Raw genomic sequence first — 25183 nt, forward strand, 5'->3', positions numbered from 1 at the left:
CTTTTTACCGCATCTGCGTGAAAACCTTGAACAAGGCGGCGTCGTCCAGCCCGGAAAAGCCGGCGCGGGCGGCGCGTTCGAACGCATCGCGTGCAACCGTCCCCAGGGGTCCGTCAAAGCCAGCCTCGGCTGCCGCCTCGACCGCCAGGCGTGTGTCCTTTTGCAGCAGGCTCACGTGCGCGCGCGGCTCGTAATCACCCGCAATCGCGCGGCGCATGCGATCCGAGCCGATCCAGCTCTGGCCGCTCGATTGCTCGATCACGTCCAGCGTCTTGTCCAGCGAAAGACCCATGCGTTGCGCCATCGCCATGACTTCGGCTGCGCCCGCCAGATTGATGCCGGCGAGCAGGTTGTTCACCAGCTTGGTGCGGGCGCCGTCGCCGGGCTTTTCGCTGATACGGAACACCTTGCCGGACAAGGCTTCGATCACATCGCGCTGGGCTTCGAAAGTGGCGTCGTTGCAGGCGACCATCAGGCTCATCGTGCCGTCGCGAGCGCGGGCCGGACCGCCGGACATCGGTGCATCGATGGCGCCAATGTTGCGCTCGACGAGGCGTTGCGCGAGGCGCTCTGCATCATGGGGAGAAATCGTGGGGCAGAGCATCACGGCCTGGCCTGGTTGCATCACTGCGGCGGCGCCCTTCGCACCGAACAGCACATCCTGCGTCTGGGCCGCATCGACCACGCAGACGATCAGCAGGTCGCAGCCAGTGGCCGCCTGCTGCGCGCTGCTGCATGCGACTGCACCCAACGCCCGCAACGCGGCCACCTTGTCCCCGTCGAGATCGCACACCCGCACCGGCCATTGCAATTGGAGCAGTCGCTGCGCCATCGCGCCGCCCATGTTGCCCACACCGACGATCGCGACTGTTTTCATGACACCTTGCGCTTTCCTAGGATTGCACCAGCCGCTTGGCCTTGGCGATGGACATCAGAATGCCCAGGCCTGCCCCCAGCGTCACCATCGCGGTGCCGCCATAACTGATGAAGGGCAGGGGCACGCCCACCACCGGCAGGATGCCGCTCACCATGCCCATGTTGACGAAGGCGTAGGTGAAAAAGATCATGGTGATCGCACCAGCCAGCAGCCGCGAAAACACGGTGGAGGCCTCCAGCGCAATCGCCAGGCCGCGCAGCACCAGGAAGATGAAACCCGCGATCAGGAACAGGTTGCCGACGAGCCCGAATTCCTCGGAGTAAGCGGCAAAGATAAAGTCGGTCGTGCGCTCGGGGATGAATTCGAGGTGCGTCTGCGTTCCCTGCATGAAACCCTTGCCGAGCATGCCGCCCGAGCCGATGGCGATCATGCCCTGGATGATGTGAAAGCCCTTGCCCAGCGGGTCTTTGCCGGGGTCGAGCAAGGTGCAGATGCGTTGCTGCTGGTAGTCGTGCAGGATCGGCCACCGGTATCCCTCGGCACACAGCATGGGCTCGAACATCACCAGAAGAACTGCCAGGGTGACACCCACCAGCACCGGCGGCAGGATCAGCTTCCAGGACAACCCGGCAAAAAAGATCACCGAAAACCCGGCGACCAGCACCAGGATCGATGTGCCCAGGTCGGGCTGCTTCATGATGAGACCCACGGGCACGACCAGCAGGGCACCCGCCACCAGGAAGTCCAGCGGCCGCAGCTGCCCTTCGCGTTTCTGGAACCACCAGGCCAGCATGAGCGGCATGGCGATCTTCAGGATCTCGCTGGGCTGGATGACGATGCCGATATTGATCCAGCGCCGCGCGCCCTTCTTGGTGATGCCGAAGATGGCCACCGCAATCAGCAGCGCCACACCGGCCATGTAGAGCGGCACCGCGAAGCTCTGCAGCCGCTGCGGCGGCACCTGGGCGACGATGAACATGATGACGCCGGCCAGGACCATGTTGCGGCCGTGATCGACAAAGCGCGTGCCGTGATCGAACCCGGATGAGTACATCGTGATCATGCCGGCTGCGGCCAGCAGGATCACCGCGAGAGCCAGCGGAATGTCGAACCCGTGCAGCATCGGCGACAGGCGGTTCAGGCGGGATGGATTGTCGAAAACGGCAGACATGGCACGATTATCCCTGCGCATGAACACAACCCACCTGCTCTATCTGCACGGATTTCGGTCCTCGCCCCTGTCCACCAAGGCCCGCATGGTGGCATCGCGTATGCATGAGGCAAACCCCCATGTGACCTGGTGGTGCCCCCAGCTGCCGCCCTCGCCCGCTGCGGCCATGCAGCTGCTCAGGGACGGCGTTGCCAATTGGCCGCGCGAGTCGATGGCAGTGATGGGCTCATCGCTGGGCGGCTTCTACGCGACCTGCGTGGCGGCGCAGATGAACTGCCACGCAGTCGTTCTCAATCCTGCGGTTCACCCGGCGCGCGACCTTGCCGCTCACGTGGGTGACCAGACGTCCTGGCACGACCCCAATGAGCACTTTGTCTTCGAGCCGCGCTATGTCGATGAATTGCGTGAACTGGAATTGTCGGGCTCGCCCGATCCGTCCAAGGTGCTGGCGGTCATCGCCAAGGGCGACGAACTGCTCGACTGGCGCGAGATGACCGCCCGCTACCCCGGCTCGCGCATCCGCCTGCTGGAAGGCAGCGACCACGCGATCTCCGATTTTGCGGACCATATCGACGAGGTGTTCGGGTTTTTGGGACTTCGGTAGTCTGACTGTCATTGCAGCTGTCATTGCAACCGTCATTGCGGACTCGATCCGCAATCCATCCCTGATCAGGCGCGGCGACCGCTGCGGGCCCTGCATGGGACAATTCGCCCCATGTTTGTATTGTTTGAAGAAGCCGGCAAATTTCAGGCCGGCAGGATCCTTTCCGAGGCCGATTCGTCCGCGCAGGTCGAACTCGACAGCGGCAAGCGGGTGAAGGTCAAGGCCGCCAACATGCTGATGAAGTTCGAAAAGCCCGCCCCGGCTGAGCTCATCCGCCAGGCGCAGGCATTGGCCGCCGGCATCGAGCTGGAGATGACCTGGGAATTCGCACCGGAAGACGAGTTCGGCTTTGCCGAGCTGGCACGCGACTATTTCAGCGAGAAGGCGACACTCGAAGAACAGGCCGCGATGCTGTTTCGCCTGTTCGAAGCGCCGCATTACTTCCGGCGCGCGGGCAAAGGTCGCTTTCGCAAGGCCCCGGCTGAAATCCTGCAGCAGGCCCTGGCCGCCATCGAAAAGAAAAAGCAGGTGCAGGCGCAGATCGAAGCATGGGCCGGCGAGCTGGCTGCGGGCACCTGCCCGGAGCCGATTCGCGAGCAGCTGTTCAAGATCCTGTTCAAGCCCGACAAGAACGCACCTGAATACAAGGCCGTGGTCGACGCCTCGCGCGCCACGCAAACCGCACCGCTGGACCTGCTGCAACGCGCAGGCGCCATCGCGTCGCCCTACCAGTTCCACTGGAAGCGCTTCCTGTTCGAGAACTTCCCCAAGGGCACGGGCTTCCCGGCTTTGCAGGCACCGTTGATCCAGGACGAATTGCCGATCGCCCCGGTCAAGGCGTTCTCCATCGATGACTCCAGCACGACGGAAATCGACGATGCGCTGTCGGTGCAAGGCCTGGGCACAGGAACCGTCACGATCGGTATCCACATCGCCGCGCCCGGGCTGGCGCTTCAACCGGCATCGCCTCTCGACGTGGTCGCGAGGCAGCGCCTGTCCACGGTGTACATGCCCGGCTACAAGATCACCATGCTCCCCGATGACGTGGTGACCGCCTACACGCTCCAGGAAGGCCGCGACTGCCCCGCCGTCTCGCTCTACGCGACGTTCGACGAAGCAACGCTGGAGCTCAGGGAGTCACAGACAAAGCTGGAGCGCGTGCCCATCGTCGCCAACCTGCGCCATGACCAGCTCGACGCAGTCGTCACCGAAGAATGGCTGCAAGACCCCGCGCCACCCGAAGACCCGCGCCTGCCGGTGCCTGGGCTGCATCCACCGCTGGCCTTTTTGCACCGGCTCGCGCTGCACCTGAAATCGCTGCGCGAAATCGTGCGCGGCAAGCCCGAGAACTTCAACCGTCCGGATTACAACTTCCGGCTCGTCGGCAATGACGGCGCTGAGCCCGTCGGTGATGAACAGGTGCTGATCACGCTGCGCAAGCGCGGCGCGCCGCTGGACCTGATCGTGGCCGAAGCGATGATCCTGGCCAACAGCACCTGGGGCAGCTGGCTGGGCGAGCTGGGTGTTCCCGCCATCTACCGCAGCCAGGCCAGCCTTGCGCCCGGCGTCAAGGTGCGCATGGGCACACGGGCGTTGCCGCACGCGGGCATCGGCGTCAAGAGCTATGCGTGGAGCACCTCGCCCCTGCGCCGCTATACCGACCTGGTGAACCAGTGGCAGATCATTGCCGCGGCACGGCATGGCCGCACCGCTGCGCTGGCCGCGCCGTTCAAGCCCAAGGACGCCGAGCTGTTCTCGATCATCTCCAGCTTCGACTCCGCCTACATGGCCTACAACGGCCACCAGGGCGGGATGGAGCGTTTCTGGACGCTGAAGTATCTGCAGCAGCAAGGCATCACCGAAATCACCGGCAGCCTGTTTCGCGAGAACATGATCCGCGCCGACGACCTGCCGCTGGTGCTGCCGGTGCTGGGTGCCAATGCCCTGCCGCGCGGTGCGCGGGTTCGCGTCAAGCTCGGCGAAATCGACCCGATCACGCTGGACATTGGCGGGACCGTGGTGGAGCACCTGGACGCGCAACCGGGCGACGATGCGCCGTCGGAAGAAGACGACAGCGAAGAAGAATCGGTGGCAGGCCCGATTGCCATCGCGGTTGACGTGAACGACACTGGCGAAACGCAGACGGCGCCTGTGCCGGCTGCGTGACGGTTGGCACCACGCCCGCTGCCTGATGTTCCCGGCCAGTTGATGCATTTGTGAACCTGCGACAGTTCAGTACCCTCCAGCTTGCGATCGGCATCTCGGTCGCCATTCACGTCGTGATCCTCACGGCGCGCATCGTGGACCCCGAAGGTTTCAACCGCGTGTTCCAGGACACACCGCTGGAGGTGATCCTGGTCAACGCCAAGACCAACGAAAAGCCGGAGAACGCCAAGGCGATCGCGCAGACGTCGCTGGCAGGCGGCGGCGATGCAGACAAGGGCCGCTCGACGTCGCCGCTGCCGCCATCGGCCCTCACCGAGATGGGCGACGCGGCCGAAGATGCACAGCGCAAGATCGACGCCATGCAGGAACAGCAGACGCTGCTGCTGGCACAGGTCAAGAAGATGCTGGCCGCCCTGCCCCCGCCCGACCCCAAGCAGCCCACCAACAACCCCGAAGCGCTCGCCCGCGAAGAAAAGCGCAGGCAGCTGATCAAGCTGCTGGCCGAGATCGAAAAGCGGATCAACGAAGAAAACGCGCGTCCCAAGAAGCGCTACATCAGCCCCTCGACCCGCGAGGAGGTGTACGCGATCTACTACGACGGCCTGCGCCGGCGCATCGAGGACAAGGGCACGCAGAACTTCCCCGAACTCATGGGTCGCAAGCTCTATGGCGAGCTGACCATGGTCGTCACCATCAACTACGACGGCCGGGTCGTCGATACCGACATCGTGCAAAGCTCGGGCAACCCCACGCTCGACCGACGCGCCAAGGCCATTGCGCTCAGCGCCGCACCGTTTGGCCGCTTCAGCGATGCAATGCGCCGCCGCGCCGACCAGATCGTCGTGGTGTCGCGTTTCAAGTTCACGCGTGACGAGACGCTGGAAACCCAACAACTGGCACGCTAGCCGCCACTCCTACTGTTTATGTCAGATCTCTATTGCGTCATGGGCAACCCTGTCGAGCACAGCAAGTCGCCGTGGATTCACGCACGGTTTGCGCAGCTCACCGGGCAAGACATGCACTATGACAAGCGCTTGATTGCGCTCGATGGATTCGCGCGCGGCATCGCCGCGTTTCGCGCGGAAGGCGGCAAGGGCTGCAACATCACCGTGCCCTTCAAGTTCGAAGCCGCGCCGATCGCAACCCGCCTCACGCCACGCGCCGAACTGGCCGGTGCATGCAATGTGCTGCGCTTTGACGGCGACGAAGTCTTTGCGGACAACACCGATGGTGTGGGCCTGGTCAACGACATCACGCGCAATGCCGGCGTCCGGCTGGCCGGTCGCGATGTGCTGCTGATCGGCGCGGGTGGCGCTGCGGCGGGCGTGCTGGGCCCGTTGATCGAAGCCGGCCCGCGGCTCATCGCGGTCGCCAACCGCACGCAGGCCAAGGCGCAGCACCTGATCGACCGGCACGCATCGCTTGCGCAGCAGCACCGCGTGAAATTGCAGGCGCCCGAACTCCTGCAGGTGACCGACGACTTCGATGTCGTCATCAATGCAACCGCCACCAGCCTGAGCGGCGAAGCAGTGCCCGTTTCGCCGGCCGTGCTGCGGCGCGGCACGCTGGCCTGCGACCTGATGTACGGGCCTGCTGCGCAAGGCTTCATGGACTGGGCCGCTGCGCATGGCGCTGCCCCGCGCGACGGTCTCGGGATGCTGGTGGAGCAGGCGGCAGAAGCGTTCCTGGTCTGGCGCGGCGTGCGGCCGCCTTCGGCGCAGGTGCTGGAGGAACTGAGGGCCGCGCTGGGATGAACGCACGATGAAATCCTTGGCGCGCTGGATCATGCTGGTGCTTGTCGCAGCGCTGGCGCTGGAGCTGTTCTTCATCGTGCGGATCGCGATGGCCGCTACCGTCGCCCCGCAATCGACTGCCTTCATGCGGTCCGAGGCGTGGCGCATCACCACGACCAAAGGCAGGCTGCCGTGGTCGCACCAGTGGGTGCCCTACGCGAGCATCTCCGACAACCTCAAGCGCGCAGTGATCGTGTCCGAAGACGACAGCTTCAGCGTCCACGACGGCTACGACTGGGAGGCGCTGGAAAAAGCATGGCAGCGCAACGCCGAGGCCGAAGAGCGCGCGGCCCGGCAAAAACCCAAGGCAGCCCCATCGCCCAATGCAAGCAAGGCACCCGCAAAACCCGTACGTGCGCCCAAGATCGTCGGCGGCTCCACCATCACGCAGCAGCTTGCCAAGAACCTGCTGCTGTCGGGCGAGCGCACGCTCCTGCGCAAAGGCCAGGAATTCGTGCTGACCTTCGCGCTGGAGAAAATGCTTTCCAAGCAGCGCATCCTGGAGATCTATCTCAACAGCGTCGAATGGGGCGAAGGCGTGTTCGGCGCGGAAGCCGCAGCGCGCCACTACTTTCGCAAGAGCGCCTCGCAGCTCACCGCCTATGAGGCCGCGCGGCTGGCCGTGATGCTGCCGCGGCCCAAGTACTTCGAGAAGGTACCGGGCTCGGGCTATCTCGCCAGCCGCGCTTCGACCATCGCGGCGCGCATGCGTGGCGCCGAGCTGCCCTGAACCGGCCTGAGCTGTCCATTGCCGCACGGCATATCATCACCCGCATGCTTGCCAAGCTCATGAGCCTGTTTTTGCTGGGGCTGGTGCGTGTCCTCACAGGGGCGCAGGCACGCTGGTACGGATGCCCGCCCAAGGCCGAGCAGCGCATCTATTTCGCCAATCACCAAAGCCACGCCGACCTGGTGATGATCTGGGCCGCCTTGCCCGAAGAGTTGCGCAGCATCACGCGTCCGATCGCTGCAAAGGACTACTGGACCAAGACCCCGTTTCGCCAATGGATCACCACGTCGGTCTTTCACGCGATCTACGTGGACCGCGCGCGCACCGGTGACCAGGACCCGCTCGAACCCCTGATCGACGCGCTGGAAAGCGGCGACTCCATCATCATCTTTCCTGAAGGAACCCGCGGCCATGCCGACGAGCCGCAGCCCTTCAAGGCGGGCCTGTACAACCTCGCGCAGAAGTTTCCCCAGGTGGTGCTGGTGCCCGCCTGGATCGACAACATCCAGCGCGTGATGCCCAAGGGTGAGGTCGTGCCGGTGCCCATCCTCTGCTCGGTCACCTTCGGCGCGCCGATACGGCTCGAAGCAGGCGAAGAGCGCAGGCCCTTTCTCGACCGGGCACGCGACGCCGTCATGGCACTGCGGGAGGTCTGATGGACGAGTTCCTTCGCAGCCTCACCCCGACCCGGCAGATCACCGCGCTGTTCCTGATCGTCTTTGGCATTCTCATCATCGTGAGCCTCACGGCGTTCTTTCTCTCCTTCAAAAAGAGCGCGACCGCGCACGACGAAGCGTGGCACGCCGAGCTGAAAAACTTTCGCCGCCTGCTGGCCACCTCGTGGTTCATGGTGGTGGTGTTCTGGATGGCGTGGGTGCTGGGCGACACGGTGGCGACGATCCTGTTTGCCTTCATCGCGTTTTTTGCACTGCGCGAATTCATCACGCTCTCACCGACCCGGCGCGGCGACCACCGCAGCCTGATCCTGGCGTTCTTCGTGGTGTTGCCGGTGCAGTTCTGGCTGGTGGGCACCGAGCATTTCGATCTCTTCACCGTGTTCATTCCGGTGTACGTGTTCCTGGCGATTCCGGTGGTGAGCGCGCTGGCGGGTGACACCCACCGGTTCCTGGAGCGCAACGCCAAGCTGCAATGGGGAATCATGGTGTGCGTGTACGGCATGAGCCATGTGCCCGCATTGCTTCTGCTCGACTTCAAGGACTACCAGGGCAAGGGCGCATTCCTCGTGTTCTTCCTGGTGTTCGTGGTGCAAACCTGCATGCTGATGCAGCATGTGGTCACCCGCAAGCTCAAGCGCCCGCCCAGCGCGCCGCAGGTGAGCCGAAGCTTCAACTGGTACAGCTGGGGCGTGGGCATGGTGGTGGGCAGCTTCGTGGGCGTTGTGCTCTCGTTCATCACGCCCTTCGAGCCGATACAGGCGCTCGCCATGGCGTTTGTCGCCTGTGTCGCAGGCTCGATGGGGCACCTGGTGATGAAGGCGCTCAAGCGCGATCGCGGCGTAACCGCCTGGGGCAAGCGCGATGTGTCGATCACCGGTGCCAACGGCCTGCTCGACCGCGTCGATGCGCTGTGCTTTGCCGCGCCGATCTTCTTTCATTCGGCGCGCTGGTATTTTGGTGCGTGAGCGGCGCCTGACCGACAATCGCACCATGCGAATCCTAGGTATCGATCCCGGCCTCCAGACCACAGGGTTTGGCGTGGTCGATGTGTCCGGGCATTCGCTGACCTACGTCGCCAGCGGCACCATCACCACCACCCATCTTGATCGCGGCAACCTGCCCGCGCGCCTGAAGGTTTTGTTCGATGGCATCGGCGAAGTGCAGGCGCGCTACCAGCCCGATGTGGCTTCCGTCGAGATCGTGTTCGTGAACGTCAACCCGCAGGCCACCCTGCTGCTCGGGCAAGCCCGCGGCGCCTGCCTGACGGCCCTGGTGTCACGCAATCTCGACGTGGCCGAATACACCGCGCTCCAGATGAAGCAGGCAGTGGCCGGTCACGGCAAGGCGGCCAAGGCGCAAGTGCAGGAGATGGTCAAGCGGCTGCTCAAGCTGCCGGGGCTTCCGGGCAAGGACGCGGCCGATGCCCTGGGGCTTGCGATCACGCACGCACACGCGGGCGCATCGATGAGCCGCATTTCAGCGGCGACTGCCGTGACACGCACCACGAGCTCGATGTTTCGCGGTGGCCGCACGCTCTGATTTCAAACGCGCTATTGCTGAGCTGAGGTTCCGGTAAGCAGTCGTAACTTCTGTAAAAAGCACGCCCGTTACAAGTGAATCTCTGACGGGGGCTCGCACGAGCCAAAAACGCGTGAACCTGTGATTAATTCCATTGCATGAGCTTGGGTCCGGGCCGACCTCGTATCCAGTTATTTCCAGGTGTGCAAAAGGTCTCAACTTCACAGGGAAATTGCACGCTCCTGGTCTTACATAGTCAGCCAAATACCTCTATCCCTGTCAGACGCCTCCTACTACAGTCCGCGTTCCCGCAGAGCCAGCCCGGGCTCCTCGCCAACTGAACGCACAGGTTGTAGTTACATGAAAAGACGTCTGTTTCTTCTTTCCGGAACTTCTTCAGCTGCCCTCGCCCTGTCGGGCTGTGGAGGCGGCGGTGGCGAAGAAGCTCAGGTGGCGCTCTCCGAGACTCAGGGCTCCTTCGGTTCACCGCTGGCCGCAAAGAGAAAACCGACGGCGCCAGCGCCTGCACCGGCTCCCGCGCCAGCCCCGGCACCTGCCCCGGCACCTGCACCCGCCGTGGCAGGCGTGGCCTATCCCTTCGGCGCGCGTCTGGTCCCTTATGTCGGTGGCATCAAGCCCACGCAGACAAGCACTGCAATGGATGCGGTTCTCACGAAACAATACGACGCCTGGAAGGCCGCCCGCGTCATATCGGCCGCATCGGTCGTCGCCGGAGGCCTCGCAGTCAAGTTTTCCGACCCGACCTACATGGCTGTATCCGAGGGCGCAGGCTACGGCATGCTGCTGGCCGTGCTGTTTGCCGGCCACGATCCGAACGCAAGGGCGCTCCTGGACGGCCTGTTCGCAGTAGTGCGCGCGCGCCCTGCCTATGCGGTTGCGCAATACGATCCCAACGGCAAGTACCTGCACGATTGGCGTCTCAACGCCAACGGCACCAGCGCGGGCGACGGCTGGAATGCGATGGACGGCGACCTCGACATCGCCATGGCGCTGCTGATGGCTCACAAGCAATGGGGCTCGACCACGGGCCAGTGGAACTATCTGCAGGAAGCGCGCAACACCATTGCGGCCATCAAGTCCTGGAACATGAACGCAGACGGCTCGACACGGGGCCTGCCGAACGCAAACAACAACCGCACCTCCGATTACATGATCGGCCACTTCCGCGCATTCAAGTCAGCGACCGGCGACGCGATCTGGGACCTGGCCATCACCAAGGCGTACTCGCTCATCGACCGCATGCAGACCGTCTACTCGGCGGGCGTCGGCCTGATGCCCGACTTCGTGATCAACACGAACACCGCCACGCCGTCACCATCTACTGGCTACATCGGCGACGGCAATGACAAGGAAGGCCACTTCTGGTGGAATGCCTGCCGCAATCCGTGGCGCTATTCGTCTGACTTCCTGCTTTCAGGCGACTCGCGGTTTTCGCTGGTGACCGGCCGGATGGTCGATTTTTTCAAGTCGCGCTCCGGCGGCGACCCCTTGAAGATCGGGACCGGATACGCCCTCAACGGCACCATGCTGACCGGCGGCAACAGCGCGGCATACCACGGCCCGATCTGCGCGGGCGCATGCGTCGATGCGCGCTTCCAGTCTTTCCTGGACGCGATGTGGAACTGGAACGCAACGCACCTGACCACGGGCTATTACGACAGCGAATTGCAGTTGCTGAGCATGGTGGTGGCATCGGGCAACTGGTGGTCCACGGCCGGAGCGGTCATGCCGCTGGCCGCACCAGCGCCTGCTCCAGCACCGGCACCCGCGCCGGCCGGCAACATGCTGGTCAACGGCGACTTCGCAAGCGCCATGACCGGTTGGGTCAACTGGGGCAATTCGGCCGTCGCCTCCGGCGTGCTGCAGGTCGGCACCGCCGCTGGCGGGGTCGCCCAGGACATCTACCTGAAGCTCACGCCCGGCAAGCAGTACACCCTCACGTCGCAGGCCTGCATCAATACGGCGGCGGAAGGCATCTTTGTTGGCGTGACGCTCAAGGACAGTGTTGGCGCGGTGCTGCTGGACCAGTCCAGGCTGGTCAACTCGCTCACTTCAACCGGTGTGACCCTCACGTTCACTGCTCCGCAAGGAATGACCAGCGGTTATGTGTACGTCTGGAAAAACGCCAATGTGGCGATGGGCCTGATCGACAATTTCACGCTGGTGGAAGGCTGAAGGTGATGCGCTCCATGCACATCACGCGATGCGCTCCAGTATCAGCACGGCGAAAAACAGGAATGCGGCTGCAAGCGTCCAGCGCAGGATGCGAAGCCCCAGCACCTTGAAGCGCACCTGCCCCGTTCCGGCATAGAAAGCGAACGACACAGCCGCGCCCAGCAGGAGCAGCAGCACCACCCAGCGAACAATGATCATCGCGCTACCACGCCCGCGCAGGCCTGGCAAAGCCGACGGGTGCCTGCTTCTCGTCTTCGAAGGTGACCATTTCGTAGGCACCTTGCGCGCGCAATTCGCGCAGCAGCAGGTTGTTCATGGCATGGCCCGAACGGAACGCGCTGTAGGCCGCCAGCAGCGGATGACCGATGAGGTACAGGTCACCCATGGCGTCCAGGATCTTGTGCTTGACGAACTCGTCGTCATAGCGAAGCCCATCGCTGTTGAGCACGCGGTAGTCGTCCATCACCACGGCATTGTCCAGGCCGCCGCCCAGGCCCAGGCCGTTGGCGCGCATGGTTTCCAGGTCCTTGGTGAAGCCGAAGGTGCGGGCGCGCGCGATGTCGCGTGCATATGACCCGGTGCCCAGGTCGAACTCCACGCACTGCCCTGTCGAATCGACCACGCGATGCGCGAAGTCGATTTCAAAGCGCAGCTTGTAGCCGTGATAGGGATCCAGCCGTGCCCACTTGAGGTTGTCGTCTTCGCCCAGGCGCACTTCAACCGGCCGGGTCACACGCATGAAGCGCTTGGGCGCCTTCTGCAATTCGATGCCCGCGCTTTGCAGCAGGAAGACAAACGACGCCGATGAGCCATCCAGGATGGGCACTTCTTCGGCCGTGATATCGACGTAGAGATTGTCCAGGCCCAGGCCCGCACAGGCCGACATCAGATGCTCGACGGTCTGCACCTTGGCGCCACCGCGCGAGATGGTGGAAGCCATGCGCGTGTCGGTCACCGACTCGGCACTGATCGGGATATCAACCGGATCGGGCAGGTCCACCCTCCGGAACACGATGCCCGTATCGGGCTGGGCAGGACGGAATGTGAGCTCGACGCGCTGCCCGCTGTGCAGCCCCACGCCCACGGCCCTGGTGAGTGACTTGAGCGTGCGCTGCTGGATCATAGGCAGGCAATTTTAGACCGTGACCGTTAGCCCCGCGTTATTGGGGTGAACCAAGAAAAGGGGGTGGGCCGCTTGCACCAGCCCACCCCGAACTCCCATGGAGAACACCTCGTCTTGATTCTTTCGTCGGCCTCTGGCCGATCAGTCGGCCTGGCGGCGCAGGAACGCAGGGATATCGAACTCGTCCACACCGCTGTTGGACAGCGCAGCGACCTTCACCGATGCATTCGTGCGGCCATTGCGCCAGACGCTGGGCACGTCCATGTCGCTGTAACCCGGCAGGCTGGAAGGCGTGCCGAGTTGCTCGCGCGTCACGATCGCGCCGGGGCCGGAGATCGCGTTGTTCACCGTGGGCACGTTGAACGGCACGTTGTCGGTGCCGGTGCGCAGAACCTGCAGCGGAGGCGCAGCGCGGCGCTGGCCGTTACGCGACAAACCCGTTGCCACCACCGTGACACGCATCTCGTCGCCGAGCTGGTCGTCGTAGGCGGCGCCGTAGATGACGTGAGCGTCTGGCGAAGCGTAGGCACGGATCGTGTTCATCGCGAGCTTGGACTCCGACAGCTTCAGGCTGCCCTTGGCTGCGGTGACCAGCACCAGCACGCCCTTGGCACCCGACAGGTCGATGCCTTCCAGCAGCGGGCATGCCACGGCTTGCTCGGCTGCGATGCGCGCGCGGTCCGGACCGTCGGCCACGGCCGTACCCATCATCGCCTTGCCCGGCTCACCCATCACCGTGCGGACGTCTTCGAAGTCGACGTTGACGTTGCCGTACTCGTTGATGATTTCGGCGATACCGCCCACGGCGTTCTTGAGCACGTCATTGGCGTGCGCAAAGGCCTCGTCCTGGGTGATGTCATCGCCCAGCACTTCGAGCAGCTTCTCGTTGAGCACCACGATCAGCGAATCGACATTGGCTTCGAGCTCGGCCAGGCCGTTGTCGGCGTTGGTCATGCGGCGCCCGCCTTCCCAGTCGAACGGCTTGGTGACCACGCCCACCGTCAGGATGCCCATTTCCTTGGCGATGCGGGCAATCACAGGCGCTGCCCCCGTGCCGGTGCCGCCACCCATGCCGGCCGTGATGAACAGCATGTGCGCGCCGTCGATGGCCGAGCGGATTTCCTGCACGGCCGTCTCGGCCGCGTCGCGGCCCTTCTCGGGCTTGCTGCCCGCGCCCAGGCCCGAGACGCCCAGCTGTATCGTCTTGTGCGCCGCGCTGCGCGCGAGCGCCTGCGCATCGGTGTTCGCGCAGATGAATTCCACGCCCTGCACCGAGCGGCCGATCATGTGCTCGACCGCGTTGCCACCGCCACCACCGACGCCGATCACCTTGATCTGCGTGCCAGCGTGGAACTCTTCGACTTCAATCATTTCGATGCTCATGGTGTATCTCCTTCGAATCCTGCAGTTGCCAATTTTGAAAAGCTGTTTGTTTGGGACTTCATGAAACTTTGTGCGGTGCGTCGTTGCACCGACATCGCTCCTTTCTCCAGGGTTTCGGCGGCCCTGCCGCACTGATAGGTCTGATGAAATGGGTTGTGCAGTTCATCAGAAATTCCCAACGATGAAATCCTTGAAGCGGCCGAATGCCGTCTTCATGGAACCATTTTTCTGTGCGACCTTCAGGCCGCGAATGCGTGCAAGGCGTGCTTCTTCGAGCAGGCCCATCACCGTTGATGCGCGTGCCTGCGCGACCATGTCCGACAGCGAGCCGCGATACTTGGGCACGCCGCGCCGCACCGGCTTGAGGAAGATGTCCTCGCCGAGCTCGAGCATGCCGGGCATCACCGCGCTGCCGCCAGTGATCACGATGCCCGACGACAGCACTTCTTCGTAGCCCGAATCGCGAATCACCTGCTGCACCAGCGAAAAAATCTCTTCGATGCGCGGCTCGATCACGCCGGCCAGTGCCTGGCGCGACAACATGCGCGGCCCGCGATCGCCCAGCCCCGGCACTTCGACCTGCTGCTCGGGGTCGGCCAGCAATTGCTTGGCGTAGCCGCTCTCGACCTTGATGTCCTCTGCGTCCTTGGTCGGCGTGCGCAGCGCCATCGCGATGTCGCTGGTGATCAGGTCGCCGGCAATCGGGATGACGGCGGTGTGGCGAATCGCGCCGTTGGTGAAGATCGCCACGTCCGTGGTACCTGCACCGATGTCCACCACCGCGACACCGAGCTCGCGCTCGTCTTCAGTCAGCACGGCCGCGCTGGAAGCCAGCGGGTTGAGCAACAGGTGATCGACCTCCAGGCCGCAGCGGCGCACGCACTTGATGATGTTCTCGGCGGCGCTCTGCGCGCCGGTCACGATGTGCACCTTGGCCTCCAGGCGGATGCCGCTCATGCCGATCGGCTCCTTCACATCCTGGCCGTCGATGACGAACTCCTGCGGCTCCACCAGCAAGAGGCGCTGGTCGGTCGAAATGTTGATGGCGCGTGCCGTCTCGACCACACGCGCCACATCGGCGGCAGTGACTTCCTTGTCCTTCACGGCCACCATGCCGCTGGAGTTGATGCCGCGAATGTGCGCGCCGGTGATGCCGGTGTACACCCGCGTGATCTTGCAGTCGGCCATCAGCTCCGCTTCTTTCAGCGCCTGCTGGATGCTCTGCACTGTGGCGTCGATGTTCACCACCACGCCGCGCTTGAGTCCATTGGAAGCGGCGATACCGAACCCGGCGAGCTTCAACTCACCAGTGGGCAGGATCTCGGCCACCACCGCCATCACCTTGGCGGTTCCGATGTCCAGTCCTACGACCAGGTCCTTGTATTCTTTTGCCATATTCTTCCGTCCTACTTTTTGACGTCGGCACTGGTGGTGACGACGCCCCTCAACTTCACCGCATAGCCATCGCCGTGCCGCAGGTCAGCAGACACCAGTGCATCGGGTCTGCGCCCGTAACGTGAGGTGACCTGCGTCAACGTCTGCGCGAATTGCTGTGTGCGCGCAGTCACTTCCTGTGTCGTTCCACGTCCCAGCTCGATGACAGCACCCGTATCGAGCGCAACCTGCCAGCTGCCACGGGGCGTGAGCGCCAGACGCTCCACCGCCAGATCCAGCGGCTCGAAAATCGGCTTGATCGCGTAGTACATCGCCAGCACCTGGCCTGCCTGGTCGTCGGGGCCCGACAGGCGCGGCAGTTCTTCCTGGTCGACATCGCCGACGTTGGCGTCGAACACTTCACCAAAGTTGTTGACCATGCGCGACTCGGTCTCTGCGCCCCAGAACGCGGCGGCGCGATGCTCTTGCAGCAAGACGCGCAGGCGGTTCGGAAATTCGCGGCGCACCGTGGCCTGCCGCACCCAGGGCACAGCTTCAAACGCTTCACGCGCCTTGATCAGATCGACGGTGAAGAAATTGCCCGCCAGGCGCGGCGCAACGTTGGCGCGAAGCGTCACCGCGCTGTTGTGCGCAACCTCGCCTTGCACCGAGATACCCGAGATCGCAAAGAGCGGATGCCGCACGGCCCACCAGGCCAGCGCCGCGACCAGCATGACGCCCATCACCGTGAACAGCGCCGTCGCGGTCGCGTTCATCAGCTTGACGTCAAAAGGTTGCGGCAGGTCGGCAGTCACTTCTTGCCTCCATCACGCGCGGTCTGCTGCTGGTCCAGCGCAGCGGACGCCAGCAACTGCACGCACAGGTCCTCGTAGCTGATGCCCGAGGCGCGCGCCGACATAGGCACCAGCGAGTGCCCGGTCATGCCCGGCGATGTGTTGATCTCCAGCAGGTAGGGCTTGCGCGTGGCACCGTCGATCATCACGTCGATCCGGCCCCAGCCGCGGCAGTTCAGCACGCGGTACGCGCGCAGCACGATCTCCTGGATCGCCTGCTCTTCGCCTTCGGGCAGGCCGCAGGGCACCAGGTACTTGGTGTCGTCGGTGAAATACTTGTTCTGGTAGTCGTAGTTGCCTTCAGGGGCAACGATGCGAATGACCGGCAGTGCGACCGCGCTGTCGCCGGTGCCCAGCACGGGGCAGGTCACTTCGTCGCCGCTGATGAACTGCTCGCACAGCACGTCCGAATCGAGTGCGGCTGCCGCATCGACCGCCGCTGCCATCTCCGAATACCCATTGACCTTCGCAACGCCGATGGACGAGCCTTCACGCGCAGGCTTGACGATCAACGGCAAGCCGAGGTCATCGGGCACGGCGCGCACGATCTCGCGGGTGTAGGCGTCCTTGCGCAGCAGCTGGTACCTCGGTGTCGGCAGGCCCTCGGCGAGCCACACCCGCTTGGTCATCACCTTGTCGATGGAAATGCTGGACGCCATCACGCCCGAGCCGGTGTAGGGAATGCCCAGCAGTTCGAGTGCGCCCTGCACCGTGCCGTCTTCACCGAAGCGGCCATGCAATGCAATGAAGCAGCGCTTGAAGCCCTTGCGCTTGAGCTCGGAGATGTCGCGCTCTGCTGGGTCGAACGCATGCGCGTCGACGCCCTTGGACTGCAGCGCCTTGAGAACGCCGCTGCCCGACATGAGGGACACCTCACGCTCGGCGGAGTGCCCGCCCATGAGGACCGCGACCTTGCCGAAATCATTGGTCTTGGTCGAGGTCATGATGTCCCTCCCATCTCCACCAGTTTCGCCGGCACGCCGCCAATCGAGCCGGCGCCCATGCACAGCACGACATCGCCATCGCGGGCGGTGTCCATGATCGTGCCGGCCATCGCGGCGATGTCGTCAACGAAGATCGGCTCGACCTTGCCCGACACACGCACGGCGCGTGCGAGCGAGCGGCCGTCGGCGGCCACGATGGGCGACTCGCCCGCGGAATAGACCTCGGACAGCAGCACCAGGTCGGCCTGCCCCAGCACCTTCACGAAATCCTCGAAGCAATCACGCGTGCGGGTATAGCGATGCGGCTGGAAAGCCAGCACCAGCCGCCGACCCGGGAACGCGCCGCGTGCCGCTGCGAGCGTGGCGGCGACTTCAACCGGGTGATGGCCGTAGTCCTCGAACAGCGAGAACTTGCCACCGCCGTTTTCTGCCTTCACTGGCAGGTCGCCATAGCCCTGGAAGCGGCGGCCCACGCCCTTGAATTCGGACAGCGCCTTGAGCACGGCTTCATCGGGCACGTTGAGTTCGACCGCGACCGCAATCGCGGACAGCGCATTGAGTACGTTGTGATGGCCGACCAGGTTCAGCTCGACATGCAGGTCGGGCAGCGTGACGCCGTTGCGGCGATGCACGGTGAAATGCATCTGCGTGCCCACGGCGCGAATGTCGACGGCGCGAACCTGCGCGTCCTCGCTCACGCCATAACTCGTCACCGGACACTGCACCTGCGATGCGATTTCGCGCACCGCCGGATCGTCCACGCACAGGATCGCGGTGCCATAGAACGGCATGCGGTGCAAGAATTCGAGGAACGCCGACTTCAGCTTGTTGAAGTCGTGCCCATAGGTTTCCATGTGGTCTTCATCGATGTTGGTCACCACCGCCATCACCGGAAACAGGTTCAGGAACGACGCGTCCGACTCGTCGGCTTCCACCACGATGTAGTCGCCCCCGCCCAGCTTGGCATTGGCGCCTGCGCTGTTGAGGCGTCCGCCGATCACGAAGGTCGGATCGAGGCCACCTTCGGCCAGGATGCTCGCGACCAGGCTGGTCGTGGTGGTCTTGCCGTGCGTGCCGGCAATCGCGATGCCCTGCTTCAGGCGCATCAGTTCGGCCAGCATCATCGCGCGCGGCACGATAGGAATCTTGCGCTTGCGCGCTGCGAGCACCTCGGGGTTGTCAGCCTTCACGGCCGTGGATGTGACGACCGCGTCTGCGCCCAGCACATGACTGGCCGCATGACCGGTGTAGGTGCGGATGCCCAGCGAATTGAGCCTGCGCAGCGCGGCGCTGTCGGCCAGGTCAGAACCGGAGATCAGGTAACCCTGGTTGCGCAGCACTTCGGCAATGCCCGACATGCCCGCACCACCGATGCCCACGAAGTGAATGTGCTTGATCGCGTGCTTCATTTGGCCAGCTCCTCGCAGGCTCGCACCACGTCTTGCGTGGCGCTTGTCTTGCGCATGCGTTGTGCGGCGAGTGCCTTGTCGATCAGCTCGCCGCGTGTTGTTGCTTGAATCAGGTCGGCCAGTGCCTGCGCCGTCAGTTCGCTTTGCTGCACCAGCCAGCCGCCGCCTGCGTCGACCAGGAACTTCGCGTTCGTGGTCTGGTGGTCATCGACCGCGAACGGGAACGGCACATAGACCGCTGCTGCGCCGACGGCTGCGATCTCGGTCACGGTACTCGCGCCCGCACGGCAGACGATGAGGTCCGCGTCTGCGAAAGCGCGTGCCGTGTCGTCGATGAACGGGGTGAGTTCGGCATCGACACCCGCGGCTGCATAGTTGGCCCGCAGCTCGTCGATCTGCCTGGCGCCGCTTTGGTGAACCACCGTGGGGCGCTGCCCGGCGGGGATCAGTGCAATCGCCTTGGGCACGACGTCGTTGAGCGCCTTTGCACCCAGGCTGCCACCGACCACCAGCAGCCGAAGCGGACCCGTGCGGTGCGCCATGCGCTCCTGTGGACCGGGCTGCTCAAGAAAACCTGCGCGCAGCGGATTGCCGACCCACGCGGCCTTCTTCATCACGTTCGGAAATGCAGTGAACACGCGGTCGGCGACGCCTGCGAGGATTCGATTGGCCATGCCGGCGACCGAATTCTGTTCGTGCAGCACGAGCGGCTTGCCCAGCAGCACACTCATCAGGCCCGCCGGAAACGTGATGTAGCCGCCCAGGCCGATCACGACATCGGGCTTGACCCGGCGCACCACCTGGATGCTCTGCCAGAAAGCCTTGAGCAAGCGCAGCGGCAGGAACACCAGCGTCTTGAGCCCCTTGCCGCGCACGCCCGAAAACGCAATCGTCTCGAACGCGAATCCGCGTGGCGGCACGAGCTGGCTTTCCATGCTGTCCGGACCGCCAACCCAATGCACCCGCCATGATTGATCGCGCAATGCTTCAGCCACTGCGAGACCCGGGAAGATATGGCCGCCGGTGCCCCCGGCCATGACGAGCGCGCACTTCATGTTGCTCATCGCCGCCCTCCACGCATCATCACCTTGTTCTCGTAGTCGATGCGAAGCACCACCGCAATCGCAATGAGGTTCATCAGGATCGCCGAGCCGCCGTAACTCATGAGCGGCAGGGTCAGGCCCTTGGTCGGCAACGCGCCCAGATTCACGCCCATGTTGATGAAAGCCTGGAACCCGATCCAGATGCCCACGCCCTGCGCGACCAGGCCCGCGAACACGCGGTCGAGCGCGATCGACTGACGGCCGATGTGCATGATGCGGCGCGTCATCCACAGGAAGGCCGCGATCACCACCACCACGCCCACCAGGCCGAACTCTTCACCGATCACGGCAAGCAGGAAGTCGGTGTGGGCTTCGGGCAGCCAGTGCAGCTTCTCGACGCTGCCGCCCAGCCCGACGCCGAACACTTCGCCGCGACCGATGGCAATCAGCGAGTGCGACAGCTGGTAGCCCTTGCCCAGCGCATGCTTCTCGCTCCACGGATCGAGGTACGCAAAGATGCGCTCGCGCCGCCAGTCGGACAGCGCAATCATCAGCATGAAGGCAAAGGTGATGACGGCGGCAATCAGAAAGAACATGCGCGCATTCACGCCACCCAGGAACAGGATGCCCATCGCGATCACGGCGATCACCATGAAAGCGCCCATGTCCGGCTCGGCCAGCAGCAGCATGCCGACGATGGCAACCGCGGCGGCCATCGGCAGCACGGCGCGAAAGAACCGCTCCTTCACTTCCATCTTGCGCACCATGTAGTCGGCGGCGTAGAGCAACACCGCGAACTTCGCCAGCTCTGATGGCTGGAAACTCATGAAGCCGAACCCGATCCAGCGGCGCGCGCCGTTGACGCCCTTGCCGATGTGCGGAATGAGCACCACGATGAGCAGCATCAGCGATGCGATGAAGAGCCAGGGCGCGACCTTCTCCCAGGTCGCGACCGGCACCTGGAAAGCGAGCACGGCGGCAATGAAGGAAATGACGACGAACAGCGCGTGACGCGTGAGGAAGTGCGAGTGCGAATAGCGCGCGAACTTCGGGTTGTCCGGCAATGCGACCGAGGCCGAATAGACCATGATCAGGCCGAACGCGAGCAGCGCGACGGTGACCCAGACGAGGGCCTGGTCGAATTGCTGGATGCGGGCGGGTGCGGCGGTGCGCAGGTCGCTATCGACCCGGCCCTGGCGTTGACCAAAGGGATTCAAGCCAGCGATGACAGCAGAGAAGCTCATGCCGCCACCTCCATCTCAACACCCGCCGCATCGGCCAGGGCGCGCACGGCCGCGCGGAACACTTCGGCGCGGTGCGGATAGTTGCGGAACATGTCGAAGCTGGCGCATGCCGGTGACATCAGTACCGCGTCGCCGGGCACTGCGATTTCCGCTGCCTTGGCAACCGCATCTTCCATGGACTGCGCTTCAACCATGCGAACGCTCTCGGGCTCCAGCACGGCGCGGATCAGCGGCGCGTCGCGGCCAATCAGCACGGCAGCGCGAACGTGGCGCGAGACCGGCGCAGCGAGCGGCGAGAAGTCCTGCCCCTTGCCATCCCCGCCCAGGATCACAACCAGCTTGCGATCGGCGCCCAGGCCCTGCAAGGCGGCAACCGTCGCGCCGACGTTCGTGCCCTTGCTGTCGTCGAAGTATTCGACTTCGTTGAGGATGCCGATGGACTCCACGCGATGCGGCTCGCCGCGGTATTCGCGCAGGCCGTACAGCATCGGGCCGAGTGGGCAGCCTGCAGCCGAGGCGAGCGCCAGGGCGGACAACGCATTGACAGCGTTGTGACGGCCCCGGATGCGCAGTGCATCAGCAGGCATCAGGCGCTGGATGTGAATTTCTTCTGCTTCTTCGCCGCGCTTGCGACGGGTCTCGTCGGCTTCCAGCGCGCGAACCAGCCATGCCATGCCGTTGATCACTTCAATGCCGAAGTCGCCTGCGCGTTGCGGCATGTCGCCACCAAAAGTCAGATAGTCGCGCTGCTCCATCTTGCCTCCCTTGAGGCGGACGGCCGCAGGCAGCATCTGCATCACGAGCGGGTCTTCGCGATTGAGGACCATCAGCCCTGTCTTGCCGAACACGCGCTGCTTGGCCGCTGCATAGGCCTGGATGGTGCCGTGCCAGTCGAGGTGATCCTGCGTGACGTTGAGGACGGCGGCTGCGGTCGGCTCGAAGTCGCCTGCGTTCTCCAGCTGGAAGCTCGACAGCTCGATGACCCAGACCTGTGGCAGCGCCTGCGCGTCCAGCTTTTCAGTCAGCGTGTCCAGCAGGGTCGGGCCGATGTTGCCGGCAATCGCCGTCTGGCGCCCTGCCCGCTCGACCAGTTGACCCGTGAGCGCAGTCACCGTCGTCTTGCCGTTGGTGCCGGTGATCGCGAGCACGCTGGGCTCGTAGGCCTGCTGCTGTTTCAATTCGGCCAGGGCGGCTGCGAACAGGCTCAGCTCACCGCCGACCGCAATGCCGCGTTCACGCGCGGGCGCGACGACTGGCGCGAGTTGTTCGGGAGCAAGACCCGGGCTGCACACCACAAGGCTTACACCACCATCGAGCAAGGCGGCATCCAAAGCTCCGCCAATGAACGTCGCCGCAGGCACCTGTTCGCGCAGCAGTTCCAGTTGCGGCGGCGCTTCGCGGGTATCGGCGACCGTGACCCTCGCGCCCTTGCGCGCGCACCACCGCGCCATGGCAAGGCCGGAAAGGCCAAGGCCAAGGACGAGGACGTGCTGTTCTTGAAGCATCTGTTTGACTACCTCAGCTTCAAGGTTGAAAGGCCGACGAGACACAGCAGCATCGTGATGATCCAGAAGCGCACCACAACCTGCGTTTCTTTCCATCCACTCTTTTCATAGTGGTGATGCAGGGGCGCCATCTTCAGGATGCGTCGGCCTTCGCCATACCGGGCCTTGGTGTACTTGAAATACACGACCTGCGCCATCACCGAAATTGCTTCGACGACGAAGATGCCGCCCATGATGGCCAGCACGATTTCCTGGCGCACGATCACCGCGATGGTGCCGAGCGCAGCGCCAAGCGCCAACGCGCCCACATCACCCATGAACACCTGCGCAGGATGCGTGTTGAACCACAGGAACGCGAGGCCCGCACCCGCGAGCGCCGAGCAGAAGATCAGCAGTTCGCCCGAGCCGGGGATGTAAGGAAAGAACAGGTACTTGGAGTACACCGCGCTGCCGGTGACATAGGCAAACACGCCCAGCGCCGAGCCGACCATCACCACCGGCATGATGGCAAGGCCATCAAGGCCGTCCGTCAGGTTCACCGCATTGCTCGAACCCACGATGACCAGGTAGGTCATGATGACGAAGCCGAACACACCCAGCGGATAGCTCACTTCCTTGATGAAGGGCAGCATCAGGCCCGCCTTGGGCGGCAGGTTCACATCGAACCCCGACGCGACCCACTTGAAGAACAGTTCGAGCACGCGGAAGTTGTTGCTTTCGGAAATGCTGAACACCAGATACAGCGCCGCGACCAGGCCGATCAGCGATTGCCAGAAATACTTCTCGCGCGAACGCATGCCTTCGGGGTCCTTGTGCACGACCTTGCGCCAGTCATCGGCCCAGCCGATGGCGCCAAAGCCCAGCGTCACCACCAGCACGATCCACACGAAGCGGTTGGTCCAGTCGAACCACAGCAGCGTCGATATCGCGATCGACAGCAGCACCAGCACGCCGCCCATGGTCGGTGTGCCGCTCTTGGACAAGTGCGTTTCCATGCCGTAGCCCCGAACCGGCTGGCCGATCTTGAGCGACGTGAGGCGGCGAATCACCCACGGCCCTGCGATCAGGCCGATCAGCAGCGCGGTCATCGCCGCCATCACAGCGCGGAACGTGAGGTACTGGATCACGCGCAGGTACCCGAATTCGGGCCCGAGAGATTGAAGCCATCCGGCCAGGCTAAGCAGCATTCGGTGCTCCCTTCTGCTGCTGGGCGTGCGCAGTGATGGCCTGCACCACACGCTCCATCTGCATGAACCTTGAACCCTTGACCAGCACGCTGGACGCAGTGGTCAACTCGGAAATGACTGCCGTCTTCAGCGACTCGATATCGGTGAAATGCCACCCGCCCATCACCTGCGACTGATCGCCGATGGTGAAGAGCTGCTCGATGCCCTGGGCCCTGGCGTGCTCGCCGATTTCCTGGTGGAACTGCGGCCCCTGGTCGCCCACCTCGCCCATGTCGCCCAGCACCGCCAGGCGCGGCCCCGGCAGTTCGGCCAGCACGTCGATCGCTGCACGGACCGAATCGGGATTGGCGTTGTAGGTGTCGTCGATGAGCGTGATGGTGCGGGTGCCAACGGTCACCTGTGCGGCGCGCGAGCGGCCCTTGACCGGCTCGAACGCCTCCAGGCCTTGTGCGATCGCTTCCAGCGGCGCACCGGCCGCGAGGCCGCAGGCGATGGCCGCGAGGCAGTTGCGCACGTTGTGGCGGCCGGCGATATGGAGACGGAAGTTCAATGGACCAGCGGGTGTTTGCACACTCACCTGCCAATGGCCGCCTTGCCATTCAGTCCCGGCCAGAACGATATCGGCTTGCTGGCCCTGGGTGTGTTCACCAGCGCTGCCGAAAGTCATGCGGGTGCGCGATTGCGTGAGTTGCATCCACACGGGTGTGAACTCTTCGCCGGCAGGAAACACGGCGATACCCTCCGGGCCCAGCGATTCGATCACCGAGCCGTTTTCCCTTGCCACCGCCTCGACGGTCGCCATGAATTCCTGGTGCTCGCGCTGCGCGTTGTTCACCATCGCGACAGTGGGCCTGGCGATCTTCGCGAGATAGGCAATCTCGCCGGGATGGTTCATGCCCAGTTCGAGCACGCCGACGCGGTGCTCGGCGCGCAGGCGCAGCAGCGTGAGCGGCAGGCCGATGTCGTTGTTGAAGTTGCCGGCGGTGGCCAGCATTTCATCGGGCTTCCAGGCGCGAAGGATGGACGCAATCATCTGCGTCACGGTGGTCTTGCCGTTGCTGCCCGTCACCGCGATCAGCGGCAGGTTGAACTGCGCGCGCCAGCCTGCCGCCAGTGCGCCCAGCGCGAGCCGGGTGTCGTCGACTTCGATGCCCGCCATGCCGGAGGGAATCTTGCCGCGATGTGCGATCGCTGCGACTGCGCCGTTCGCGCCGGCCTGGCCCAGGAAATTGTTGGCATCGAAGCTCTCGCCCTTGAGCGCGACGAACAGATCGCCATGCTGCAGCGTGCGCGTGTCGGTGTGCACCCGATGAAAGGCAATGCTGCCGTCACCGACCAGCTTGCCGCCGGGAATCCAGGGCAGGACTTGCGCGAGTGTGGACATG

General features: G+C 64.1%; 24 protein-coding genes. 9 read left to right on the forward strand and 15 right to left on the reverse strand.

All coding sequences use genetic code 11. From position 1 onward, the window contains the following. Positions 1-4: 4 nt before the first annotated feature. A complete protein-coding gene (locus AQ12_RS12220; RefSeq protein WP_048440202.1) occupies positions 5-877 on the reverse strand; it encodes an NAD(P)-dependent oxidoreductase in 873 nt (290 codons plus the stop codon). 16 nt (positions 878-893) lie between these two features. Continuing rightward, entirely contained in the window at positions 894-2048 is a 1155-nt protein-coding gene (gene rodA, locus AQ12_RS12225; protein WP_048440203.1) for a rod shape-determining protein RodA, read from the reverse strand. A gap of 19 nt (positions 2049-2067) precedes the next feature. On the opposite strand from rodA, the gene AQ12_RS12230 reads away from it, so the two are divergent. The 9 genes from AQ12_RS12230 (at position 2068) to AQ12_RS12270 (ending at position 11732) form a co-directional block, all read left to right on the forward strand. Next, the gene (locus AQ12_RS12230) at positions 2068-2652 is read left to right on the forward strand and encodes a YqiA/YcfP family alpha/beta fold hydrolase (RefSeq protein WP_048440204.1); all 585 of its coding nucleotides are present in this window, start codon (positions 2068-2070) and stop codon (positions 2650-2652) included. A gap of 111 nt (positions 2653-2763) precedes the next feature. Next, positions 2764-4818: a ribonuclease catalytic domain-containing protein gene (locus AQ12_RS12235; protein ID WP_048440205.1), complete on the forward strand. Its 2055-nt coding sequence runs from the start codon at positions 2764-2766 to the stop codon at positions 4816-4818. Between the two features lie 56 nt (positions 4819-4874). Further along, positions 4875-5723: an energy transducer TonB gene (locus AQ12_RS12240; RefSeq protein WP_048440237.1), complete on the forward strand. Its 849-nt coding sequence runs from the start codon at positions 4875-4877 to the stop codon at positions 5721-5723. Between the two features lie 18 nt (positions 5724-5741). Next, positions 5742-6572: a shikimate dehydrogenase gene (gene aroE / locus AQ12_RS12245; protein WP_048440206.1), complete on the forward strand. Its 831-nt coding sequence runs from the start codon at positions 5742-5744 to the stop codon at positions 6570-6572. A 7-nt stretch (positions 6573-6579) separates the two neighbouring features. Then, complete coding sequence (locus AQ12_RS12250; RefSeq protein ID WP_048440207.1) at positions 6580-7341, forward strand: transglycosylase domain-containing protein; 762 nt, start codon at positions 6580-6582, stop codon at positions 7339-7341. A gap of 44 nt (positions 7342-7385) precedes the next feature. After that, the gene (locus AQ12_RS12255; protein WP_048440208.1) at positions 7386-7997 is read left to right on the forward strand and encodes a 1-acyl-sn-glycerol-3-phosphate acyltransferase; all 612 of its coding nucleotides are present in this window, start codon (positions 7386-7388) and stop codon (positions 7995-7997) included. After that, complete coding sequence (locus AQ12_RS12260) at positions 7997-8983, forward strand: phosphatidate cytidylyltransferase (protein WP_048440209.1); 987 nt, start codon at positions 7997-7999, stop codon at positions 8981-8983. Before AQ12_RS12255 ends, AQ12_RS12260 begins: the two co-directional genes overlap by 1 nt. Positions 8984-9008: 25 nt before the next feature. Continuing rightward, positions 9009-9557: a crossover junction endodeoxyribonuclease RuvC gene (gene ruvC / locus AQ12_RS12265; RefSeq protein WP_048440238.1), complete on the forward strand. Its 549-nt coding sequence runs from the start codon at positions 9009-9011 to the stop codon at positions 9555-9557. Between the two features lie 339 nt (positions 9558-9896). Beyond that, positions 9897-11732 carry a glycosyl hydrolase family 8 gene (locus AQ12_RS12270; RefSeq protein ID WP_152682775.1) on the forward strand — a complete coding sequence of 612 codons (1836 nt, stop codon included), beginning with the start codon at positions 9897-9899 and terminating at the stop codon, positions 11730-11732. A 21-nt stretch (positions 11733-11753) separates the two neighbouring features. Here AQ12_RS12270 and AQ12_RS23160 read toward each other — a convergent pair whose 3' ends face one another. From AQ12_RS23160 to murF, 13 genes are all read right to left on the reverse strand, one after another. Then, positions 11754-11930: a hypothetical protein gene (locus AQ12_RS23160; protein WP_193387976.1), complete on the reverse strand. Its 177-nt coding sequence runs from the start codon at positions 11928-11930 to the stop codon at positions 11754-11756. A gap of 4 nt (positions 11931-11934) precedes the next feature. Beyond that, positions 11935-12855, reverse strand: a complete 921-nt coding sequence (gene lpxC / locus AQ12_RS12275; protein ID WP_048440211.1) for a UDP-3-O-acyl-N-acetylglucosamine deacetylase — start codon at positions 12853-12855, stop codon at positions 11935-11937. A gap of 141 nt (positions 12856-12996) precedes the next feature. Continuing rightward, positions 12997-14238: a cell division protein FtsZ gene (gene ftsZ, locus AQ12_RS12280; RefSeq protein ID WP_048440212.1), complete on the reverse strand. Its 1242-nt coding sequence runs from the start codon at positions 14236-14238 to the stop codon at positions 12997-12999. Beyond that, positions 14235-14417 carry a hypothetical protein gene (locus AQ12_RS22795; RefSeq protein WP_152682776.1) on the reverse strand — a complete coding sequence of 61 codons (183 nt, stop codon included), beginning with the start codon at positions 14415-14417 and terminating at the stop codon, positions 14235-14237. The genes ftsZ and AQ12_RS22795 overlap by 4 nt, the downstream gene beginning before the upstream one ends. Then, positions 14404-15633 (reverse strand): cell division protein FtsA, encoded by a 1230-nt coding sequence (gene ftsA, locus AQ12_RS12285; RefSeq protein ID WP_048440213.1) that lies wholly within the window; start codon positions 15631-15633, stop codon positions 14404-14406. The genes AQ12_RS22795 and ftsA overlap by 14 nt, the downstream gene beginning before the upstream one ends. Positions 15634-15644: 11 nt before the next feature. Then, complete coding sequence (locus tag AQ12_RS12290; RefSeq protein ID WP_152682777.1) at positions 15645-16427, reverse strand: cell division protein FtsQ/DivIB; 783 nt, start codon at positions 16425-16427, stop codon at positions 15645-15647. Continuing rightward, the gene (locus AQ12_RS12295; protein WP_048440214.1) at positions 16424-17410 is read right to left on the reverse strand and encodes a D-alanine--D-alanine ligase; all 987 of its coding nucleotides are present in this window, start codon (positions 17408-17410) and stop codon (positions 16424-16426) included. The genes AQ12_RS12290 and AQ12_RS12295 overlap by 4 nt, the downstream gene beginning before the upstream one ends. After that, a complete protein-coding gene (gene murC, locus AQ12_RS12300; RefSeq protein WP_048440215.1) occupies positions 17407-18819 on the reverse strand; it encodes a UDP-N-acetylmuramate--L-alanine ligase in 1413 nt (470 codons plus the stop codon). Before murC ends, AQ12_RS12295 begins: the two co-directional genes overlap by 4 nt. Beyond that, complete coding sequence (gene murG / locus AQ12_RS12305; RefSeq protein ID WP_048440216.1) at positions 18816-19883, reverse strand: undecaprenyldiphospho-muramoylpentapeptide beta-N-acetylglucosaminyltransferase; 1068 nt, start codon at positions 19881-19883, stop codon at positions 18816-18818. Before murG ends, murC begins: the two co-directional genes overlap by 4 nt. Next, a complete protein-coding gene (ftsW, locus tag AQ12_RS12310; protein ID WP_082151563.1) occupies positions 19880-21106 on the reverse strand; it encodes a putative lipid II flippase FtsW in 1227 nt (408 codons plus the stop codon). Before ftsW ends, murG begins: the two co-directional genes overlap by 4 nt. Further along, positions 21103-22611 (reverse strand): UDP-N-acetylmuramoyl-L-alanine--D-glutamate ligase, encoded by a 1509-nt coding sequence (gene murD, locus AQ12_RS12315; RefSeq protein WP_048440217.1) that lies wholly within the window; start codon positions 22609-22611, stop codon positions 21103-21105. The genes ftsW and murD overlap by 4 nt, the downstream gene beginning before the upstream one ends. Before the next feature lie 8 nt (positions 22612-22619). Next, positions 22620-23798, reverse strand: a complete 1179-nt coding sequence (gene mraY / locus AQ12_RS12320; RefSeq protein WP_048440218.1) for a phospho-N-acetylmuramoyl-pentapeptide-transferase — start codon at positions 23796-23798, stop codon at positions 22620-22622. After that, positions 23788-25182, reverse strand: a complete 1395-nt coding sequence (murF, locus tag AQ12_RS12325; protein ID WP_053076703.1) for a UDP-N-acetylmuramoyl-tripeptide--D-alanyl-D-alanine ligase — start codon at positions 25180-25182, stop codon at positions 23788-23790. The genes mraY and murF overlap by 11 nt, the downstream gene beginning before the upstream one ends. Position 25183: the final 1 nt, after the last annotated feature.

Source organism: Caenimonas sp. SL110, assembly GCF_001044395.1.
GTDB lineage: Bacteria > Pseudomonadota > Gammaproteobacteria > Burkholderiales > Burkholderiaceae_C > Ramlibacter.

Coding starts and splice junctions, on each gene's coding strand:
- AQ12_RS12220 (WP_048440202.1), bottom strand. CDS start 877: ATGAAAACAGTCGCGATCGTCGGTGTGGGCAACATGGGCGGCGCGATG.
- rodA (WP_048440203.1), bottom strand. CDS start 2,048: ATGTCTGCCGTTTTCGACAATCCATCCCGCCTGAACCGCCTGTCGCCG.
- AQ12_RS12230 (WP_048440204.1), top strand. CDS start 2,068: ATGAACACAACCCACCTGCTCTATCTGCACGGATTTCGGTCCTCGCCC.
- AQ12_RS12235 (WP_048440205.1), top strand. CDS start 2,764: ATGTTTGTATTGTTTGAAGAAGCCGGCAAATTTCAGGCCGGCAGGATC.
- aroE (WP_048440206.1), top strand. CDS start 5,742: ATGTCAGATCTCTATTGCGTCATGGGCAACCCTGTCGAGCACAGCAAG.
- AQ12_RS12250 (WP_048440207.1), top strand. CDS start 6,580: ATGAAATCCTTGGCGCGCTGGATCATGCTGGTGCTTGTCGCAGCGCTG.
- AQ12_RS12255 (WP_048440208.1), top strand. CDS start 7,386: ATGCTTGCCAAGCTCATGAGCCTGTTTTTGCTGGGGCTGGTGCGTGTC.
- AQ12_RS12260 (WP_048440209.1), top strand. CDS start 7,997: ATGGACGAGTTCCTTCGCAGCCTCACCCCGACCCGGCAGATCACCGCG.
- ruvC (WP_048440238.1), top strand. CDS start 9,009: ATGCGAATCCTAGGTATCGATCCCGGCCTCCAGACCACAGGGTTTGGC.
- AQ12_RS12270 (WP_152682775.1), top strand. CDS start 9,897: ATGAAAAGACGTCTGTTTCTTCTTTCCGGAACTTCTTCAGCTGCCCTC.
- AQ12_RS23160 (WP_193387976.1), bottom strand. CDS start 11,930: ATGATCATTGTTCGCTGGGTGGTGCTGCTGCTCCTGCTGGGCGCGGCT.
- lpxC (WP_048440211.1), bottom strand. CDS start 12,855: ATGATCCAGCAGCGCACGCTCAAGTCACTCACCAGGGCCGTGGGCGTG.
- ftsZ (WP_048440212.1), bottom strand. CDS start 14,238: ATGAGCATCGAAATGATTGAAGTCGAAGAGTTCCACGCTGGCACGCAG.
- ftsA (WP_048440213.1), bottom strand. CDS start 15,633: ATGGCAAAAGAATACAAGGACCTGGTCGTAGGACTGGACATCGGAACC.
- AQ12_RS12295 (WP_048440214.1), bottom strand. CDS start 17,410: ATGACCTCGACCAAGACCAATGATTTCGGCAAGGTCGCGGTCCTCATG.
- murC (WP_048440215.1), bottom strand. CDS start 18,819: ATGAAGCACGCGATCAAGCACATTCACTTCGTGGGCATCGGTGGTGCG.
- murG (WP_048440216.1), bottom strand. CDS start 19,883: ATGAGCAACATGAAGTGCGCGCTCGTCATGGCCGGGGGCACCGGCGGC.
- ftsW (WP_082151563.1), bottom strand. CDS start 21,106: ATGAGCTTCTCTGCTGTCATCGCTGGCTTGAATCCCTTTGGTCAACGC.
- murD (WP_048440217.1), bottom strand. CDS start 22,611: ATGCTTCAAGAACAGCACGTCCTCGTCCTTGGCCTTGGCCTTTCCGGC.
- mraY (WP_048440218.1), bottom strand. CDS start 23,798: ATGCTGCTTAGCCTGGCCGGATGGCTTCAATCTCTCGGGCCCGAATTC.
- murF (WP_053076703.1), bottom strand. CDS start 25,182: ATGTCCACACTCGCGCAAGTCCTGCCCTGGATTCCCGGCGGCAAGCTG.